The sequence below is a fragment of the Halorubrum sp. SD690R genome (assembly GCF_005435035.1).
In the GTDB taxonomy this organism is placed as follows: Archaea; Halobacteriota; Halobacteria; order Halobacteriales; family Haloferacaceae; genus Halorubrum; species Halorubrum ezzemoulense.
This window is the reverse complement of the sequence record NZ_SGTV01000001.1, coordinates 97,962-114,009: the sequence shown is the minus strand read 5'-3', so window position 1 is coordinate 114,009 and position 16,048 is coordinate 97,962. Positions and strand designations below refer to the sequence as shown.

15 protein-coding genes are annotated in these 16,048 nt (G+C 70.3%); 8 read left to right on the top strand and 7 right to left on the bottom strand.

The features are described 5' to 3' along the window. Window positions 1–13: 13 nt before the first annotated feature. From EXE41_RS00575 to EXE41_RS00560, 4 genes are all read right to left on the bottom strand, one after another. Window positions 14–1,498 (bottom strand): glycerate kinase, encoded by a 1,485-nt coding sequence (locus EXE41_RS00575; protein WP_137690010.1) that lies wholly within the window; start codon window positions 1,496–1,498, stop codon window positions 14–16. A gap of 85 nt (window positions 1,499–1,583) precedes the next feature. Next, the gene (locus EXE41_RS00570; protein WP_049931397.1) at window positions 1,584–2,963 is read right to left on the bottom strand and encodes an NCS2 family permease; all 1,380 of its coding nucleotides are present in this window, start codon (window positions 2,961–2,963) and stop codon (window positions 1,584–1,586) included. A gap of 126 nt (window positions 2,964–3,089) precedes the next feature. Beyond that, on the bottom strand, window positions 3,090–3,803 hold the full coding sequence (locus tag EXE41_RS00565; protein WP_004598137.1) for a phosphoribosyltransferase family protein: 714 nt from the start codon (window positions 3,801–3,803) through the stop codon (window positions 3,090–3,092). Between the two features lie 74 nt (window positions 3,804–3,877). Then, window positions 3,878–4,333 carry a hypothetical protein gene (locus tag EXE41_RS00560; RefSeq protein WP_086216806.1) on the bottom strand — a complete coding sequence of 152 codons (456 nt, stop codon included), beginning with the start codon at window positions 4,331–4,333 and terminating at the stop codon, window positions 3,878–3,880. A 183-nt stretch (window positions 4,334–4,516) separates the two neighbouring features. Between EXE41_RS00560 and EXE41_RS00555 the strand changes: the two genes are divergently transcribed. From EXE41_RS00555 to EXE41_RS00530, 6 genes are all read left to right on the top strand, one after another. Continuing rightward, window positions 4,517–6,118, top strand: coding sequence for an ABC transporter substrate-binding protein (locus EXE41_RS00555; protein WP_086216183.1), 1,602 nt, complete (start codon window positions 4,517–4,519; stop codon window positions 6,116–6,118). Between the two features lie 28 nt (window positions 6,119–6,146). Then, window positions 6,147–7,139 (top strand): ABC transporter permease, encoded by a 993-nt coding sequence (locus EXE41_RS00550; RefSeq protein ID WP_049931400.1) that lies wholly within the window; start codon window positions 6,147–6,149, stop codon window positions 7,137–7,139. 1 nt (window position 7,140) lies between these two features. Further along, window positions 7,141–8,160 (top strand): ABC transporter permease, encoded by a 1,020-nt coding sequence (locus tag EXE41_RS00545; protein ID WP_049931401.1) that lies wholly within the window; start codon window positions 7,141–7,143, stop codon window positions 8,158–8,160. Further along, complete coding sequence (locus tag EXE41_RS00540; RefSeq protein ID WP_241987163.1) at window positions 8,157–9,500, top strand: ABC transporter ATP-binding protein; 1,344 nt, start codon at window positions 8,157–8,159, stop codon at window positions 9,498–9,500. Before EXE41_RS00545 ends, EXE41_RS00540 begins: the two co-directional genes overlap by 4 nt. Next, window positions 9,497–10,549, top strand: coding sequence for an ABC transporter ATP-binding protein (locus tag EXE41_RS00535; protein WP_049931402.1), 1,053 nt, complete (start codon window positions 9,497–9,499; stop codon window positions 10,547–10,549). Before EXE41_RS00540 ends, EXE41_RS00535 begins: the two co-directional genes overlap by 4 nt. A gap of 121 nt (window positions 10,550–10,670) precedes the next feature. Continuing rightward, the gene (locus EXE41_RS00530) at window positions 10,671–11,822 is read left to right on the top strand and encodes a multicopper oxidase domain-containing protein (RefSeq protein WP_137690009.1); all 1,152 of its coding nucleotides are present in this window, start codon (window positions 10,671–10,673) and stop codon (window positions 11,820–11,822) included. Window positions 11,823–11,858: 36 nt separating this feature from the next. On the opposite strand, the gene EXE41_RS00525 is transcribed toward EXE41_RS00530, so the two are convergent. Together EXE41_RS00525 and npdG are read right to left on the bottom strand one after the other, a co-directional pair. Next, the gene (locus EXE41_RS00525) at window positions 11,859–12,701 is read right to left on the bottom strand and encodes a polyprenyl synthetase family protein (RefSeq protein ID WP_049931403.1); all 843 of its coding nucleotides are present in this window, start codon (window positions 12,699–12,701) and stop codon (window positions 11,859–11,861) included. A gap of 212 nt (window positions 12,702–12,913) precedes the next feature. Beyond that, window positions 12,914–13,582: an NADPH-dependent F420 reductase gene (gene npdG, locus EXE41_RS00520; RefSeq protein WP_086216180.1), complete on the bottom strand. Its 669-nt coding sequence runs from the start codon at window positions 13,580–13,582 to the stop codon at window positions 12,914–12,916. Window positions 13,583–13,708: 126 nt separating this feature from the next. Between npdG and EXE41_RS00515 the strand changes: the two genes are divergently transcribed. Together EXE41_RS00515 and EXE41_RS18955 are read left to right on the top strand one after the other, a co-directional pair. After that, the gene (locus tag EXE41_RS00515; protein ID WP_049931405.1) at window positions 13,709–14,014 is read left to right on the top strand and encodes a MazG-like family protein; all 306 of its coding nucleotides are present in this window, start codon (window positions 13,709–13,711) and stop codon (window positions 14,012–14,014) included. An 83-nt stretch (window positions 14,015–14,097) separates the two neighbouring features. Further along, window positions 14,098–14,268 (top strand): hypothetical protein, encoded by a 171-nt coding sequence (locus tag EXE41_RS18955; protein WP_155120035.1) that lies wholly within the window; start codon window positions 14,098–14,100, stop codon window positions 14,266–14,268. Window positions 14,269–14,325: 57 nt separating this feature from the next. Here EXE41_RS18955 and EXE41_RS00510 read toward each other — a convergent pair whose 3' ends face one another. Next, on the bottom strand, window positions 14,326–16,020 hold the full coding sequence (locus EXE41_RS00510; RefSeq protein WP_241987162.1) for a globin-coupled sensor protein: 1,695 nt from the start codon (window positions 16,018–16,020) through the stop codon (window positions 14,326–14,328). Between the last annotated feature and the right edge of the window lie 28 nt (window positions 16,021–16,048).

The window sequence follows — 16,048 nt, the reverse complement described above, 5'->3', positions numbered from 1 at the left end:
AATTCGCCGGCCGTCACTTAGTCCCTTCCGAACGCGATCCGCTCGCCTCAGACCCCGCAACGCGTCCGCCGACCACCACCGCGCGCAGGTCGTTGACGTTCGTCCCGGTCGGTCCCGTGCGGACCAGCGCGTCCGCCCCGTCGAGCAGCGGGTACGCGTCGTGCTCGTCGAGCGCGGCCGCGGCCGCATCGCGGCCCAGGGTGGCCTCGGGGCCGTCGCCGACGAGGCGGTCGTCGATCAGCGCGCCGGCCGCGTCCGTCGCGCCGTCGATACCGTCGGTGTCGACGCTCGCGACGGCGATCCCCTCGCCGTCGCGCCCCGACGCGTCGAGCTCGGCCGCCGCCGACAGCGCGAACTCCCCGTTCGGCCCGCCCTCGCCGGGGTCCGCCCCGAGCGTCACCGTCACCTCGCCGGCCGAGAGGAGGACCGCGGGCGGAGCGACCGGGTCGCCCGCCGCCCGGCACTCCTCGGCGACCGCCGCGTGGGTCTTCGCCGCCTCCCGCGCCTCGCCGCGCACCCGCGAGGAGAGCACGAGCGGGTCGTACCCCCGCGCCGCGGCGACCTCCCGGGCCGCGTTCAGGGCCGTCCGCGCGCTCGCGACGATCCGGACCCCGACGCCGTCGAACGCCGGGTCGCCCGTCTCGGGGGTCTCCGCGACCTCGCCTGCGGCGCCGCGATCGAGCCGCGCGGTCACGGCGTCCGGGGTGTCGACCCCGTACCGGTCGAGGACCGCGTTCGCGTCCGCGTAGGTCGTCGGGTCGGGCGAGAGCGGGCCGCTCGCGATCACCGCCGGGTCGTCGCCGGTCACGTCGCTGATCGCGAGACCGAGGACGTCGGCGGGGGCGGCCGCCCGGGCCAGCCGTCCCCCCTTCACCGCCGAGAGGTGTTTGCGGACCGCGTTGATCTCGTCGATAGTCGCGCCGCTGGCCAGCAGCGCCTCGGTCGTCTCGCGCAGGTCGTCGAGCCCGATCCCGTCGGCGGGCGCGGCCAGCAGCGCGCTCCCGCCGCCCGTGAGCAGGCCAATCACGAGGTCGTCGGCGCCGGCGTCGGCCGTGAGCGCCCGCACCCGACGGGCGCTCTCGACGCCCGTCTCGCTCGGCGTCGGGTGGTCGCCGGGGAGGACGGCGACCCGCTCGGTCTCGACGGGGTCGTCCGTGACTACCGCGCCCTCAGCTATCCGGCCGCCGAGGAGCCGCTCGACCGCGGCCGCGAAGTGGCCCGCCGCGTTGCCCGCCCCGACGACCAGCACGCGGTCGTACGCGGCGAGGTCGTAGGCGGCCGTCGCGTCGTCGTGGGCCGTGCTCGCGTCCTCGACGCCCGCGACCGTCAGCCGGTCGCCGTCCAGCGCGAGGGCGTCGTCGACCACTCCGGCCGGGTGCGCCGCCTCGATGCCGGCCACGACGCAGTCGAGCGCGAGTTCGCGGACCGGATCGCCCGCGTGTCCCTCGCGGTCCGCGACGGTCACGGAACGGTCGGCGTCGTCGGGTGCGTCAGACATGGGTCGGATCGCTCATTCCCGTCTGCGTTCCGACGCTTCAAGAGGACTCCGCCGGGGCGCCCGGAGGAGCCCCGCCCGGCCCCGCTCAGAGGATGAGATCGGCGGTCGAGAGGACGTAGTAGACCGCCAGCAGCGCGGCGATGGCGTACTGCCCGAGCGCGACCTCGTCGCCCTCGCCGACCGCGAGCTTGATGATCGGGTACGCGACGATACCGGCCGCCAGCCCGTCGGCGATGGAGTAGGCGAACGGCATCACGGTGACCGTGAGCCCGGCGGAGACGGCCCACGCGGGATCGTCCCAGTCGACCTCGACGAGCCCCTGAAGCATCATCACGCCGACGACGATCAGCGCGATGAAGGAGGCGTACTCGGGGATCGCGGCGACGACGGGGATCACGGCGAGCGACGCGAGGAACAGCGCGGCGACGACCAGAGCGGTGAGCCCGGTGCGACCGCCCTCCTCGACGCCCGCGGACGACTCGATGAACGTCGTCACCGTCGAGGTGCCGACCATCGCGCCGAAGGTGGTCCCGACGGCGTCGGCCATCAGCGGCTTGTCCATGTCGGGGAGGTCGCCGTCATCGTCGAGGAAGTCGCCGAACTGCGAGACGCCGATGAGCGTCCCCGCGGTGTCGAAGAAGTCCACGAAGAAGAACGTGAACACGACCAGCACGAACGTGAGCGGGTCGATGTTCGCCAGCCCGTCGACGAACGCGCCCGCGAGCGGCGTGATGTCGTACTGTGCCGACGGCAGCGTCTCCGGCGTGACCGTCCCGCGGGCGAAGACGCCGCCGAGAGTGAGCGCCCAGCCGGCAATCGAGGTGGTCGCGATGCCGATGACGATGGCGCCCGTGACGTTCCGCGCCCACAGCACGAACGTCAGCACCAGCCCCAAGACCCCGAGGATCGCCCACGGGTTCGCGAAGACGCCGCCGAGCGTGACCAGCGTCGCCTCGTCCGGCACGACGATCTGGAGCTCCTGAAGCCCGATGAAAAGCAGGAACAGGCCGATGCCGGCCCCGACCGAGCGCTTCACCGGCTCCGGGAACAGCCGGATGACGTACTCGCGCGCGCCGACGAGGGTCAGGAGTATGAACAGGACCCCCTCGACGAAGACGGCGGCCAGCGCCGTCTGCCACGGCACGCCGAGCCCCAGCACGACGGTGTACGCGAAGAAGGCGTTGAGCCCGAGCCCGGGCGCGAGCCCGAACGGCCGGTTCGCGTACAGCGCCATCACGGCCGTCCCCACCGCCGCCGAGAGGACGGTCGCGATGGCGATCATCTGGACCACCTCGAAGAACTCGTACCCGGGGATCTGGATCGCGTCGGCCAGGATGAACGGGTTCACGACGATGATGTACGACATCGCGAGGAACGTCGTGAGCCCGGCGACCAGTTCGGTGCGGACGTCCGACCCGTGCGACTCCACGTCGAACCGCTCGGCGAGCGTGTCTGAAAGGCCCATTGAACGGGTAGATGTTCCCCGGGATCGAGTGATAAGCTTTGCTGAACGAAGCGCTCAGATATACACAAACGCGCATTAAAACGCGGAAAAGTCCTGTTTATTCTCGAAGAGTATGCGCGAACGTGGCTACTCGAACGTGGTCAGCGCGCCGACCGGCGCGTCGGTGATCGCTCGCGCGCGGTCCATCCCCTCGTCGCCAACGGCGATGAGCGCGAACACGCCGGTAACGTCAGCGTCGCCTTGGAGCGCGATGTCCAAGAGGAGCTCTTGGGTCTCGCCCGACCGGATCAGGTCGTCGACGACCAACACCGTGTCGCCGGCGTCGATGGCGCTCGCGGGGAGGTAGTAGGTGAGCTCGATGCCCGAAGCGAGCCGCTGGCGCGACTCGATGAACTCCTCGACGGCGGTCTCCTTCGACTTCTTCGCGTACGCCAGGCGTGCGTCGAAGAAGGAGGCCATCGCCGCACCGAGCGTGATCCCGTCCGTCGCGGCCGTCAACACCACGTCCGGCGACTCGAACTCGAACGTCTCCGCCGCCACAGGCGCCACGAGGTCGAGGAACGACTGGTCGAAGACGACGCCGGAGTTGTCGACGTAGCCCTCGTCGTCGAACTCGACGCGCGCGACCAGCTCGTCGGCGAGCGCCTCGCGCCCGACCGACTCGACCACCTCGCTCGCGCGGTCGGTGCCGGGCAGGACGTGCCCGTTCACGTACCGGTTCAGGTCGCCAGCGGGCAGCCCGGTCACCGCGGACAGCTCCTCGTACGTTCGCGTCTCCTTCAGCATCCGCAACACGGCGACCGCCTGTAGCTGGAGGGCCGCCTTCTCTGCGCGGTTCATACTAATGATCGCGATCGCACAAGTATGAACATGTCGAAGTCGCACGCGGGGAGAACACCCCACGAGTGTGGTTCTCACGACTCGGGCGCGTCGAAGAACACCGCGGGGTCGTCGATCGCGATCGCGACGTGGTCGCGGTCGTCGAGCGGGCGCAGCCGGACCGTGAGCGCGCCGTTCGCCGCCGCGGCCGCGCGCAGCGAGGCGAGGTCTTCGTCGCCGATGTACGTCGGAATACAGAGCGCCACCGCCGCCGCCTCGTCGGTCGCGACCACCAGCCGGTACGCGACGCCGTCCGCGGCGCCCGCGTACACGTCGACGCCGTCGATCGCGGCCTCGTCGACCGCCTCGAGCGCCGCCTCGAACTCCGACTCCGGTAACAACACGTCGACGCGGGCCGCGTCGGCGACCGGGTTCACCTGTCCGGGGTGTCCGGCGACGGCGGTCCAGCCGCGCTCTCGGTACGCCGCTGCCGTCGACTCCGCGTCCTCCTCGACCGCTCCCCACCGCGGTCCGGGATCGGGTACGTCCATGTCGCGCGGCTACCGCCCACGTCCGTACATAAGCGTCGGTTTCCGACTCGTATCGTGCCTGTCCCGCGTACCCGCGCTCGCCCCCGACCCGTCTGCGCTACCGTCGACGGACCGTTGGCAGTCGGGCCGAAAGGGGCCGGGTCTGCCGGTAGGTTCATAACTCTCTATCGTATGGGATCGCCTATGCCTACTGACAACGACGATCATGTCGACAGGCGGACGGTGCTCAAGTACGCCGGAACGGCCGGTGCTGTCGGTCTCGCAGGCTGTTCCGGAGGCGGCGACGGCGGCGACGGCGGCGACGGTGGCGGCGACGGCGGTGACGGTGGCGACGGCGGCGGCGACAGCTTCGAACTCGGCGTCACCATGGGCCAGATGGACTCCGGGCTCGACCCGCAGGACCACGCCGAGACGAACACCGAGATCATCGTCGGCCAGCTGTACGAGGGCCTCCTCGACCGCGACAAGGAGGGCGGCATCATCGCCGGCCTCGCCAACGAGTGGGAGCGCACCGAGGACGGCAGCGTCCAGTTCATGCTGCGCGACGGGATCACTTTCCACAACGGCGACGAGGTCACGCCGCAGGACGTCCGGTACAGCATCCGCCGGATCGTCTTCGAGGACGTCGGGATCGTCAGCCCGCAGTCCAACGACCTCGGCCTGGTCGACGAGGTGACGACCGGCGACGGGCAGGTGACGGTCTCCTTCGAGGGGTTCAACCCGATCGCCTTCCAGCTGTTCGCGACGAACGGCCCGATCATGCAGCAGTCGTGGGTCGAGGAGAACGGCGGCGACTACATCAACCGGAACGCCAACGGGACGGGGCCGTTCCGCCTCACGAACTACGAGTCGGGGAACCAAGTCGTCTACGAGCCCAACGAGGAGTACTGGGACGGCGCGCCCGAGGTCGACGAGCTCACCATGACCGCCTCCAGCGAGTCGAGCACGCGGGTCAACCAGCTGCTCGCGGAGGAGACGGACATCGTGACGAACGTCCCGCCGAACGAGGTGTCGCGGGTGAACAGCTCCGACGTGGCGACGATCAACTCCGTCGCGAGCGCGCGGATCATCTTCCTCCAGATGCGCTACGACGTGGAGCCGTTCTCCAGCCAGCAGTTCCGGCAGGCGATGAACCACGCGGTCGATGTCGAGAGTATCATCGAGAACGTGCTCAACGGCTTCGGCAACATCACCTCCCAGCCGACCCTCGACGGCCACGTCGGCTACAACCCCGACATCGACCCGTATCCGTACGACCCCGACGAGGCCGAGCGGCTCGTCGAGGAGTCGGGGCACGCGGGCGTCGAAATTACGCTCGAGACGCCGATCGGCCGGTACCTCCGCGACGTCCAGATCGCGCAGGCGGCCGCCAGCCAGATCGACTCGCTGTCGAACGTCTCCTGTGAGGTCGAACAGCGTGAGTTCTCTTCGCTCGTTCAGGACGTCACTGCGCCGAACATCGAGGACCGCCCGCACTTCAACCTCCTCGGGTGGGGGAACGCGGAGTTCGACGGCAGCCAGACGCTGACGCCGCTGCTCTCCTCCGAGGGCGCGCTGACGGTGCTAAAAAACGACGAGCTCGACGGGCTGCTCACGGACGCCGAGGCGACCGAGGACCCCGACGAGCGCGTCGACATCCTCCAGGAGGCGAACCAGCTCGCCCACGACCTCGCGCCGTGGGTGTTCATGCACCAGCAGTTCAGCGTCTACGGCGTCTCCAGCGACATCTCCTGGGAACCGCGGGCCGACGAGTTCATCGACCCGGACACGGCGACCCAGCAGTAACGCGACTCACCTCTCCATATCGTTAGTAATGTCACTCGGCAGATTCGCACTCAAAAGAAGCCTCCAGGGGATCGGCGTCGTCTGGGGCGTCATCACGGTCGTGTTCGCGCTCCGGTTCGTCACCCCCGGGAGCCCGATCAACGCGGTCGCGCCGCTCGACGCGTCACAGGAGACGCGGCAGGCGATCGCCGCCGAACTGGGGCTCGACCAGCCGCTGTACGTCCAGTACGGACGGTACGTCTTCGAGCTGCTCCAGGGCGACATGGGCCGGTCCTACATCCGCGGACAGGAGGTCACGACCCTCGTCTTCGAACGCCTCCCCGCCACCGTGGAACTCGCCGTCGCCGCGAGCGTCGTGGCGATCGTCTTGGCGATCCCGCTCGGCGTGATCAGCGCCACGAACCGGAACGACCCGGTCGACTACGGCGCGACACTGCTGTCGCTCGGCGGCATCTCGACGCCGAACTTCTGGCTCGGGATCATGCTCATCCTGATCTTCGCGGTGGAGTTCAACATCTTCAACACCAGCGGCCGCGGGGTCGACGTCGGCGACGTCGCCCTCTCGGTCGTCAACGCCGAGCCGTTCGTCGGGACGCTGCTGACGTGGCTCGCGTACATCACGCTGCCCGCGATCGCCTTGGGGACCTACTTCATGGCGCTCATCACCCGGCTGACGCGGTCCGGGATGCTGGACGAACTCAGCCAGGGCTACGTTCAGGCCGCGCGCGCCAAGGGGCTCCCGCGGACGCTGATCCGATACAAACACGCGCTCCGGAACACCCTCATCCCCGTGATCACCGTCCTCGGACTCCAGCTCGGGACGCTGATCGGCGGCGCCGTGATCACCGAGGCGGTGTTCTCCTGGCCCGGGCTCGGCACGCTGGTCATCGAGAGCATCAACCAGCGGGACTGGCCCGCGCTCCAGGGGAGCCTCATCGTCATCGGGACGAGTTTCGTCCTCGTCAACATCCTCGTCGACGTTGTGTACGCCTACCTCGACCCGGAGGTGGTGACCGACTAACATGGTCTCTTCACGTGTCATTCGCAATCTCAAGAAGGAGTTCAGACAGAGCGGGCTCGCGAAGCTCGGGCTGGCGCTGGTGGTGATCATCGTGTTGGCCGCCGTGTTCGCCCCGTTCATCGCGCCCCACAACCCGAACGACCAACAGCTCAACCAGAGCGAGCTGCCGCCGATCGGCTTCTCGCAGACGGAGGAGCGGACCTCCTCGCAGATGGTCGACGGCGAGATCCAGACCGTCACCGAGGAGGTCGAGATCACCGCGGACCCGGCCCACGTGTTCGGCACCGACGGGCTCGGTCGCGACATGTTCTCGCGAGTGGTGTACGGCGCCCGGACCTCGCTCGTCGTCGGCGTCCTCGGGACGCTCTTGGCGGCGTCGATCGGGGTGCCGGTCGGCCTGCTCGCCGGCTACCACCGCGGACGGGTCGACGACGCGCTGATGCGGATCGCGGACATCAGCCTCGCGTTCCCCTCGCTCGTGTTGGCGGTCGCGCTGATCGGGCTGTGGGGCCGCGCGGCGGTGAACGTCCCCGACCCGTTCGTCGTCGCCGGCCTCGCGCCGGAGATGCCGAGCAGCTTCGTATTGCCGATAACGGTGGTGATCGTCGTCGGCCTCGTCAACTGGGTGTGGTTCGCCCGCGTCGCCCGCGGGGAGGCGCTCTCCCTGCGCGGGCAGGAGTACGTGAAGGCGTCGCGCGCGCTCGGCGCCGGCGACAACACGATCATCCTCCGGCACGTCCTCCCGAACGCGATCACGCCGATCATCGTCCTCGGGACGGTGCAGGTGGCGGCGATCATCCTCTTGGAGAGCTCGCTGTCGTTCCTCGGCTTCTCCGGGACCACGCTGTCGTGGGGCTTCGACATCGCGCAGGGGCGCGACTACGTCTCCTCCGGCCAGTGGTGGATCGCCTCCATCCCCGGGCTCGCGATCATGCTGTCGGTGATCGGGATCAATCTGCTCGGCGACTGGCTGCGTGACGCCTTGGACCCCGGTATCGAGGGCGAAGGGGGTGCCGCATGAGCGACGCCGAGCGGCCGGACGACGACCCGGCGGGGAGCGAGCCGACCGCGGCGACCGACGGCGGGGCGACCGCCGACGCCGGACGCCTCGGCGCGGCGACGCCGAGCGGGGCGCCCGCGCCCGGCGACGTGCTGTCGGTCCGGGACCTCTCGACCCGCTTCTTCACCGAAGAGGGGCAGATCAACGCGGTGGAGTCGGCGTCGTTCGACCTCCGCGAGGACGAGATCCTCGGCGTGGTCGGCGAGTCCGGCTCCGGCAAGTCCGTGACGGCGCTGTCGCTCGTCGACCTCGTCGAGACCCCGGGCCGGATCACCGCCGGCGAGGTGTGGTACCGCGACCCCGACCTCGCCGAGGAGTTCCGCGGGACCGAGGGGGTCGGGGTCGACGGCGACCACGTCGACCTCCGGACCGTGCCGCCCAGCGTCCGGCGGTCGCTGCGCGGCCCCTCGTTTAGCGTCATCTTCCAGGACCCGATGAGCAGCTTCAACCCCTCGATCACCGTCGGCGAACAGATCGCCGAGGCGGTCGAGGTGCAGCGGCGGGCGCGGGCGAACCCCCGCTCGACCCGATCGCGGACGCAGGGGTACGGGCTCGGGAAGTACCTCCTCGACGGGCTCGTCCCCGGTCGAGATTACACGAGCGAGGAGAGCATGGAACGCGCCGTCGAGCTGCTCGGGCAGGTCGGCATCCCCGACCCCGAGGAGCGCGTCGACGAGTACCCCGGCCAGTTCTCGGGCGGGATGCTCCAGCGCGCGATGATCGCGCAGGCGCTCGCCGGCGAGCCGGACGTGCTGATCGCCGACGAGCCGACGACCGCCCTCGACGTGACGATCCAGGCGCAGATCCTGAACCTGCTGAAAGAGATCCAAGCGGACCGCGGGATGAGCATCGTGCTCATCACCCACGACCTCGGTGTCATCGCCGAGATGTGCGACCGCGTCTGCGTGATGTACGCCGGCGAGATCGTCGAGCGCGGCACGCTCGACTCCGTCTTCGAGGACACCGTTCACCCGTACACGCGGGGGCTGCTCGGCTCCATCCCGGACGTGGACGACCCGCGGGCGCGGCTCGAACCGATCGCGGGCAACGTCCCGAGCCTGATCGACGCCGAGATGGGCGACCGGTGTTACTTCGCGGACCGGTGCCCGAAGGCGATGGAGGCGTGCCTCGACAAGCCGCCCGAGGCGACGGTCGAGGCCGCCGCCGACCACGGCGCCAAGTGCGTCCTCGCGGACCGCGAGTACGACCCGGCCGACGCGCTCCCCGACGGCTACTTCGACGGGGGCGACGCCGCCGATCCCGACGACGGGGTCGCGGCCGACGGAGGTGACGGCGAGTGAGCGACTCGCTGCTCTCCGTCGACGGGCTGAAAAAGTACTACGCGGACGACCCGTCGCTCGTCGACCGCCTACTCGGACAGGAGTCGGAGAGCGTGAAGGCGGTCGACGGCGTCTCCTTCGACGTGCGCGAGGGCGAGACGCTCGGGCTCGTCGGCGAGTCCGGCTGCGGGAAGTCGACGACCGGCGAGACGGTGTTGCGGCTCCGCGAGCCCACCGCCGGCGAGATCACCTTCGACGGCGAGGACGTGCGGGGCATGGGGTCGCGGGAGCTGACGGAGTTCCGCCGGCGCGCCCAGATCGTGTTCCAGGACCCGTTCTCCAGTCTCGACCCGCGGATGACCACCGGCGACATCGTCACTGAGGGGTTGCGGATCCACGACGTGGCCGACCGGGCTGAGCGGCGCGAGACGGCCCGCGACCTGCTCGAACGCGTCGGGCTGTCCGCCGACCAGATGGACCGGTACCCCCACGAATTCTCCGGCGGGCAGCGACAGCGGATCGGGATCGCCCGCGCGCTCGCCTTGGACCCCGACTTCGTCGTCCTCGACGAGCCGGTGTCCGCCCTCGACGTGAGCGTTCAGGCCCAGATCCTGAACCTGCTCGAAGACCTTCAGGACGACTTCGGGCTCACGTTCCTCTTCATCGCGCACAACCTCGGCGTGGTCCGCCACGTCTGCGACCGCGTCGCGGTGATGTACCTCGGCGAGATCGTCGAGATCGGGCCGGTCGAGGAGATCTTCGACGACCCCGCCCACCCGTACACGAAGGCGCTCCTGTCGAGCGTCCCGCGAGCGAGCACGGACGCGCGAGACGAGGAGTTCACCACGCTCCGCGGCGACGTGCCCTCGCCGCGGAACCCGCCGAGCGGGTGTCGGTTCCACACCCGATGTCCGGAGGCGCGGGCCGCCTGCCGGGAGTCGACCCCCCCGGGGTACGACCTCGGCGAGGAGCGCACGGCGACCTGCTTCCGAACGGACGACGACCACGCCTACTGGGACAGCGAGCCCATCGGCGAGAACGCGGCCGCCGAGGAGCCGGCGGACGACTGAGCGATCCGGTCGCCGCGGTCGCTGCCGCATTTATGTGCTCGCGGACGAACTGGTTCGCTCGTCGTGTCTCGAACCGGGAAGCCGCGTCCGGGTTATCTCTCCCCACCCCCTCGCTTGAGACATGTCGCAGAACGACTCCGTCTCCGACGGCGGCTTCGCGCGACGAACGATCCTTCAGGCCGCGGGGCTCTCGGGCGTCGCCGGGCTGGCGGGCTGTCTGAACGAGGCCACCACCACCGCGAGCGCCGGCGACGACGCGGACCCGCCGGCGACCGACGACGGGCCGACGCTCCCGGAGACGGGGTCGCCGGAGGTCGTCGACCTCGACGAGCGCGGCCGCGAGGTGACGCTGCGCTCGGTCCACGCCCGACACGCGGCCCACCCCGGGAGATCGCTGGGCGGGCCGGTCGAGATGCCGGTGACGTGGGCGTTCCAGGCCGACGACGGGACACCGAGCGTCCCCGGCCCGGTGCTCCGGGCGACCGAGGGCGGCGACCTCTCGATCACCCTCGACAACACCGGCGGGGAGATGCCGCACACGCTCCACTTCCACGGCGTCTCGAAGTCGTGGAAGGACGACGGGGTCCCGTCCACGACGGGGATCACCGTGATGCCCGGCGAGGAGCACACCTACCAGATCGGCGCGGACGTGCCCGGCACCCACCTCTACCACTGCCACTTCAACACCCCAATGCACATGGACATGGGAATGTACGGGATCCTCCGGATCGACCCCGAGGGGTACGAGGAAGCCGACGTCGAGCAGTTCATGACGCTGAAAGACTGGGACACGCGGCTCTCACGGTCGTACGGCGGCGCGGACGCCAGCTACGACGTTCAGGACCGTCGCCCCGACGCGTTCACGATCAACGGCCGCGTCGCGCCGTACACGCTCAACCCCGACCACGGCTCGCCGGTCGTCGTCAGCGAGGGCGACACGGTGCGGCTCCACCTGGTCAACGCGGGGTTCATGTCGCACCCGATGCACACGCACAACCACCGGTTCCGCACGGTGGAGAAGGACGGCGCGCCGTACCCCGAGGTACTGCAATTACCTGAGGACGTGGTGAACGTCGCGCCCGCGGAGCGGTACACCGTCGAGTTCGCGGCGGACGCGGACCCCGGAATCTACCCGATGCACTGCCACAAGGTGGACCACGTCCAGAACGGCGGCGTCTACCCCGGCGGGATGCTCACTGCCATCGTCTACGAGGAGGCGATGGGGACCGAGGTGTTCGCGGACCTCATGGAGAAAGCGGAGTACGAGATCTGAGCGCCGGGATCTGACCGCACGAACGCTTTCTTCCGATCACCGTTCGCGGACGACGACGAACTCTGCGAGGTCGCGCAGGTACTCGATCGCCTCGGTCTCGGGCGGATCGGCGTCGTCGAGGGCGGCGAGCGCGCGCTCCGACTCGGCGCGGGCACGCTCGTTGATCTCCTCGGGCGACAGCGACGTGACCTGGAGGACGCTCGGGCGGTCCATCTCAGCGTCCTGTCCGGTCGGTTTGCCGAGGTCGTCGGCGTCGGCGGTGGCGTCCAACACGTCGTCGCGCATCTGGAAGGCGACGCCGACGCGCTCCGCGTACTCGCCGAACGAGTCGATCGCGTGGGGGTCGGCGCCGCCCGCGACCGCGCCCAACTCGGCGGCGGCGCGGAACAGCGCGCCCGTCTTCCGGCGCGCCAGATCCATGTACTCGGCCTCGTTGGTCGGGCGCGCGGCGAGCTCGGTCGCCTCGCCCTCGCCGAGTTCGACCATCGCCTCGGCGACGGTGCGCATCGCGCGCGGCTCGGCGGAGAACAGCGCGAACGCCTCGCCGAGCAGGCCGTCACTCGCGATGATCGCCGGGCCGTAGCCGAACTCCGCCCACGCGGCGGGGGTGCCGCGGCGGACCTCGGAGCGGTCGATGATGTCGTCGATCACGAGCGAGGCGTTGTGGACGAACTCGATACCGGCCGCGAAGTCGACCGCCTCCTCGGGGTCGCCGTCGAACGCCTCGCAGGCGAGGACGGTCACCGCGGGGCGGACGCGCTTGCCGCCCGCGAGGACGACGTGCCCCACCTCACCGGACAGCTCCTCGGGCTCGACGTCGTCGATGACCGACTCGATCCGGTCTTCGACCAGCCCGACCCGACGCTGCAAGTACTCCATCTACCGACCGGAGGGCCCCGGCGCGCAAAGGCCTAACGGAACGCCGTGCCGGCGGAGATCCGGACGACTGCGCCGACGCTCGCCCGGGGATCTCTCCCGTGGTTCGCGGCCTCGGAACCTCACCGCCGAGCCGGGACTCCGGCGGCGTTCGCCGCCGATCCGCGGGCGGTCATCCGTTCGTCATAGCGCCCGGCGACGGTCCGCCTCCGGTCCTACTGGAACCGAACGCCTAGGTCGTTGAGCCCGTCGTTGTTCGAGGCGACGTTGATCAGAAGCGGCGTCAGCGCCTCGATCTCGGGTGCGTTGGCGATCCCGCCCGCGTCGAGCGCGCGGAGCCCCTCGATCCCCTCGGCGACGTCCGCGACCGTTCGCTTCGCGTCCTCGTCGTCGCCGATGACGAGCGTGTCGACGCCGAGGTCGGCGTCGAGGTTCGCCAGCCGCGCGGCGGCGAGGTTGTGGAACGCGCCGACGACGGCGACGCCCCCCGGCGCCGCGTCGGCGACGATCGCGGTCACCGAGCCCGCGCCGGGCTTGTGGTAGTGGAACCCCTCGTCGTCGCGTTTCATCCCCGTGGCGGGCGAGACGAGCACGTCGCCGTCGTCCAGCGACCCCGCCACCGCCTCCACGGTGTCGCCGACGTGATACGGCGGCACCGCGAGGACGACGACGCGGGCGTCGGCGGCGACAGCGGCGTTCTCCCCGCCGGTCACCGCGGCGTCGAGCCCGCGGCTCTCCAGTTCGGTCGTGTACTCCTCGGCCTTGGTCTCGGCCTTCTCGGCCTCCCGCGACCCGACCGCGATCCGGTGCGGGGTGTCCGCCGCCAGCCGGAGCGCGAGCCCCTCGCCGATGTCGCCGGTGCCGCCGAGTATCGCGATTCGCATACGAACACTGGGGTCGCTCGCGTCTTAGGGGTTGCGCGACCGGCCGTCCTCGCCACCACCGAAGCCCGCGGTCTCGGGGCGACCGAAGCGGGAGGATTCTTTACCGAGGCGAGGGAGGCCACGCGTATGGACGAGCAGGACCGCGTCGCCGCCTTCGTCGCCGAGCACGGGTTAGAGACCGACCTCGCGCACCGGGTCCTCGACCTCGAGAGCGAGGTCGGCGAGATCGCCAAGGAGGTGGCGACCTCGACCGACTACGGAAGCGAGCCGGACGCCGCCGCGATCGCGACCGACGAGATCGGCGACGCGCTGTTCGCGCTGCTCGCGCTCGCCGAGGCGGCGGACGCCGACGCCGCCGAGGCGCTCGACGAGTCGCTGGCGAAGTACGAGGCGCGGATCGCGTCCTCCGGCGACGCCGGGTCCGGGCAATAGTGACCCGACCGGCGACGCCGGGTCCGGGCGAGACCGACCCGCCCCGGGCGTCGGTTCAAGTGCGTCGGCCGCCTACCCCGCCCATGACCGACACCCCGTCGCTCGCGCTCCGCTACGTCGCCTGCGACGCCTGCGAGACGGTGTTCGCCCGGGCCGACGCCGCTGCGGAGCCGGACGCCTGCGACCGGTGCGGCGCCCCCGCGCTCCGCGAGCTCTCCGGCGTTCGAGGACCGGACGCGTACTTCGTCCCCTGAGTCAGACCGCTCGGGCCGCGCTCTTGCGCCTCCGACGCGCCGGTCACGCCGACCGGCTCACCGGAGGTCGTCCATCTCTAGGTCGCCGGCCGCGATCGCCTGTAACTCCTCGTCGGAGAGGCGGTCGATCACGAACTCCGGCATCCCTTCCGGTAGCCCCGCCGGGATCGACCGGCCGCCGTCCGTCACCGACGCCGCTTGGAATCCGTCGTCGCCGCCGTCGGCGGACAGCCGGCGCACGCTGCGTTCGACCTCCTCGACCGCCGCGGACTGGCACTCGCTCTCCTCCGCGAGCTCTCCCATCCGCTCCGAGATCTGATTCGACTGCTCGACCACCCCGTCGATCGTCGCGGCGATCTCCTCGGCGGCCGCGGCCTGCTCGTCGGTCACGTCGGAGACCTCGTCGATCCCGTCGGCCGTCTCGGTGACTGCCTCGGCGATGTCGGTGAGGCTCTCCGCCGCGTCGCCGACGCGCTCGCTCCCCTCGTCGACTCGCACCGTCGTCTCCGAGAGGCTCTCGACCGTCTCCTCGGTGTCGGCGCGGATGCCGTCGACCATCGACTCGATGTCGCTCGCGTGCCCCTGCGACTCCTCCGCGAGCGACTTGATCTCGTCGGCGACGACGCCGAACCCGGCACCCGCCTCGCCGGCCCGGGCCGCCTCGATCGAGGCGTTGAGCGCGAGCAGGTTCGTCTGGTCGGCGATCCCGTCGATCGCGTCGACGAACTCGTCGATCTCCTCGACCCGCTCTTGAAGCGCCTCCACGTCGGCCGCCACCTCGTCGACCGCGTCGCCGATGTCGTCCATGGCCGACGCGGCGTCGTCGGCCGCGTCACGGCCGTCCTCCGCGAGGGCCTCTGCCCGGCTGCTCGTCCGATCGACCTCGTCGGCCGTCGACGCCACCTCCTCGACGGTCGCCGAGAGGTTCGCGACCTCGGAGGAGACCTCGGCGACCCGCCGCGACTGTTCCTCGGCCGCGTCGCCCACCTCGGCGGCGCTCTCGGCGACGTCGCCCGCCGACTCGCGGAGGTCGCTGATCGGGTCTTCGACCTCCGCCTCCACCTCCGCCATCAGCTCCTCGTTCCGCTCGACGGCCGCCGAGAGCTTCTCGCTGTACGAGTGGATGTACGTGTCCGTGACGACCTGCATGTCGAGGTTGACGATCCGGAGGACGGAGAGCAGGTCCTCGATCGCGTCGTCGACCTCCGCCTCGACCGCCGCCGCGGTCTCGTCGTCGACCGTCCCGCCGTCGTCGGGGGCCAGCCGGTCGGTGAGCGAGTCGACGAGCCGGTCGCCGATAAGCGGGAGGATCAGGTCGTAGTAGACGCCGTACTGCCCGATGTAGTGTTTCATCGGCATTTCCAGCATGTCGTGGATCTTGCCGATCCGCGCCCGGTCCTCGAAGTACTCCGTCCCGTACTCGCCCCCCGCGAGCGTCACGAGGTACGCCGACTGGGTCCGCTTGAGCTGTTCGAGCCCCTTGTCGGACCGGCCGATCACCGCGGTCGTCTGCTCGTGCTCGGTGAGGTTCTCGTAGAAGCCGTCCGCGATCTGCTCCGCGTTCTCCGCGAACGCGTCCTCGTACCGGCTCAGTCGCCGCTCGTCTTCTGCGTCGAAGCCGACGAACTCCTTTCGCCACGCGATCTCGTCCCCGTCGAGACCGATCTCGTCGACCAGCTCACCCACGTCGAGCCCGTCGTTCAAGCCGCCCTGACCGAAGTCGTGCCGGCCGTACTCTCCCGATGTAGCCATGCTGAGACCTCTCCGCTTGGGTTATATA

Excerpts from the sequence above, each read along its gene's own strand:
- EXE41_RS00550 (WP_049931400.1), top strand. The coding sequence starts at position 6,147 with ATGTCACTCGGCAGATTCGCACTCAAAAGAAGCCTCCAGGGGATCGGC.
- EXE41_RS00525 (WP_049931403.1), bottom strand. The coding sequence starts at position 12,701 with ATGGAGTACTTGCAGCGTCGGGTCGGGCTGGTCGAAGACCGGATCGAG.
- EXE41_RS00560 (WP_086216806.1), bottom strand. The coding sequence starts at position 4,333 with ATGGACGTACCCGATCCCGGACCGCGGTGGGGAGCGGTCGAGGAGGAC.
- EXE41_RS00515 (WP_049931405.1), top strand. The coding sequence starts at position 13,709 with ATGGACGAGCAGGACCGCGTCGCCGCCTTCGTCGCCGAGCACGGGTTA.
- EXE41_RS18955 (WP_155120035.1), top strand. The coding sequence starts at position 14,098 with ATGACCGACACCCCGTCGCTCGCGCTCCGCTACGTCGCCTGCGACGCC.
- EXE41_RS00545 (WP_049931401.1), top strand. The coding sequence starts at position 7,141 with ATGGTCTCTTCACGTGTCATTCGCAATCTCAAGAAGGAGTTCAGACAG.
- EXE41_RS00540 (WP_241987163.1), top strand. The coding sequence starts at position 8,157 with ATGAGCGACGCCGAGCGGCCGGACGACGACCCGGCGGGGAGCGAGCCG.
- EXE41_RS00570 (WP_049931397.1), bottom strand. The coding sequence starts at position 2,963 with ATGGGCCTTTCAGACACGCTCGCCGAGCGGTTCGACGTGGAGTCGCAC.
- EXE41_RS00565 (WP_004598137.1), bottom strand. The coding sequence starts at position 3,803 with ATGAACCGCGCAGAGAAGGCGGCCCTCCAGCTACAGGCGGTCGCCGTG.
- EXE41_RS00530 (WP_137690009.1), top strand. The coding sequence starts at position 10,671 with ATGTCGCAGAACGACTCCGTCTCCGACGGCGGCTTCGCGCGACGAACG.
- EXE41_RS00555 (WP_086216183.1), top strand. The coding sequence starts at position 4,517 with ATGCCTACTGACAACGACGATCATGTCGACAGGCGGACGGTGCTCAAG.
- EXE41_RS00510 (WP_241987162.1), bottom strand. The coding sequence starts at position 16,020 with ATGGCTACATCGGGAGAGTACGGCCGGCACGACTTCGGTCAGGGCGGC.
- EXE41_RS00575 (WP_137690010.1), bottom strand. The coding sequence starts at position 1,498 with ATGTCTGACGCACCCGACGACGCCGACCGTTCCGTGACCGTCGCGGAC.
- npdG (WP_086216180.1), bottom strand. The coding sequence starts at position 13,582 with ATGCGAATCGCGATACTCGGCGGCACCGGCGACATCGGCGAGGGGCTC.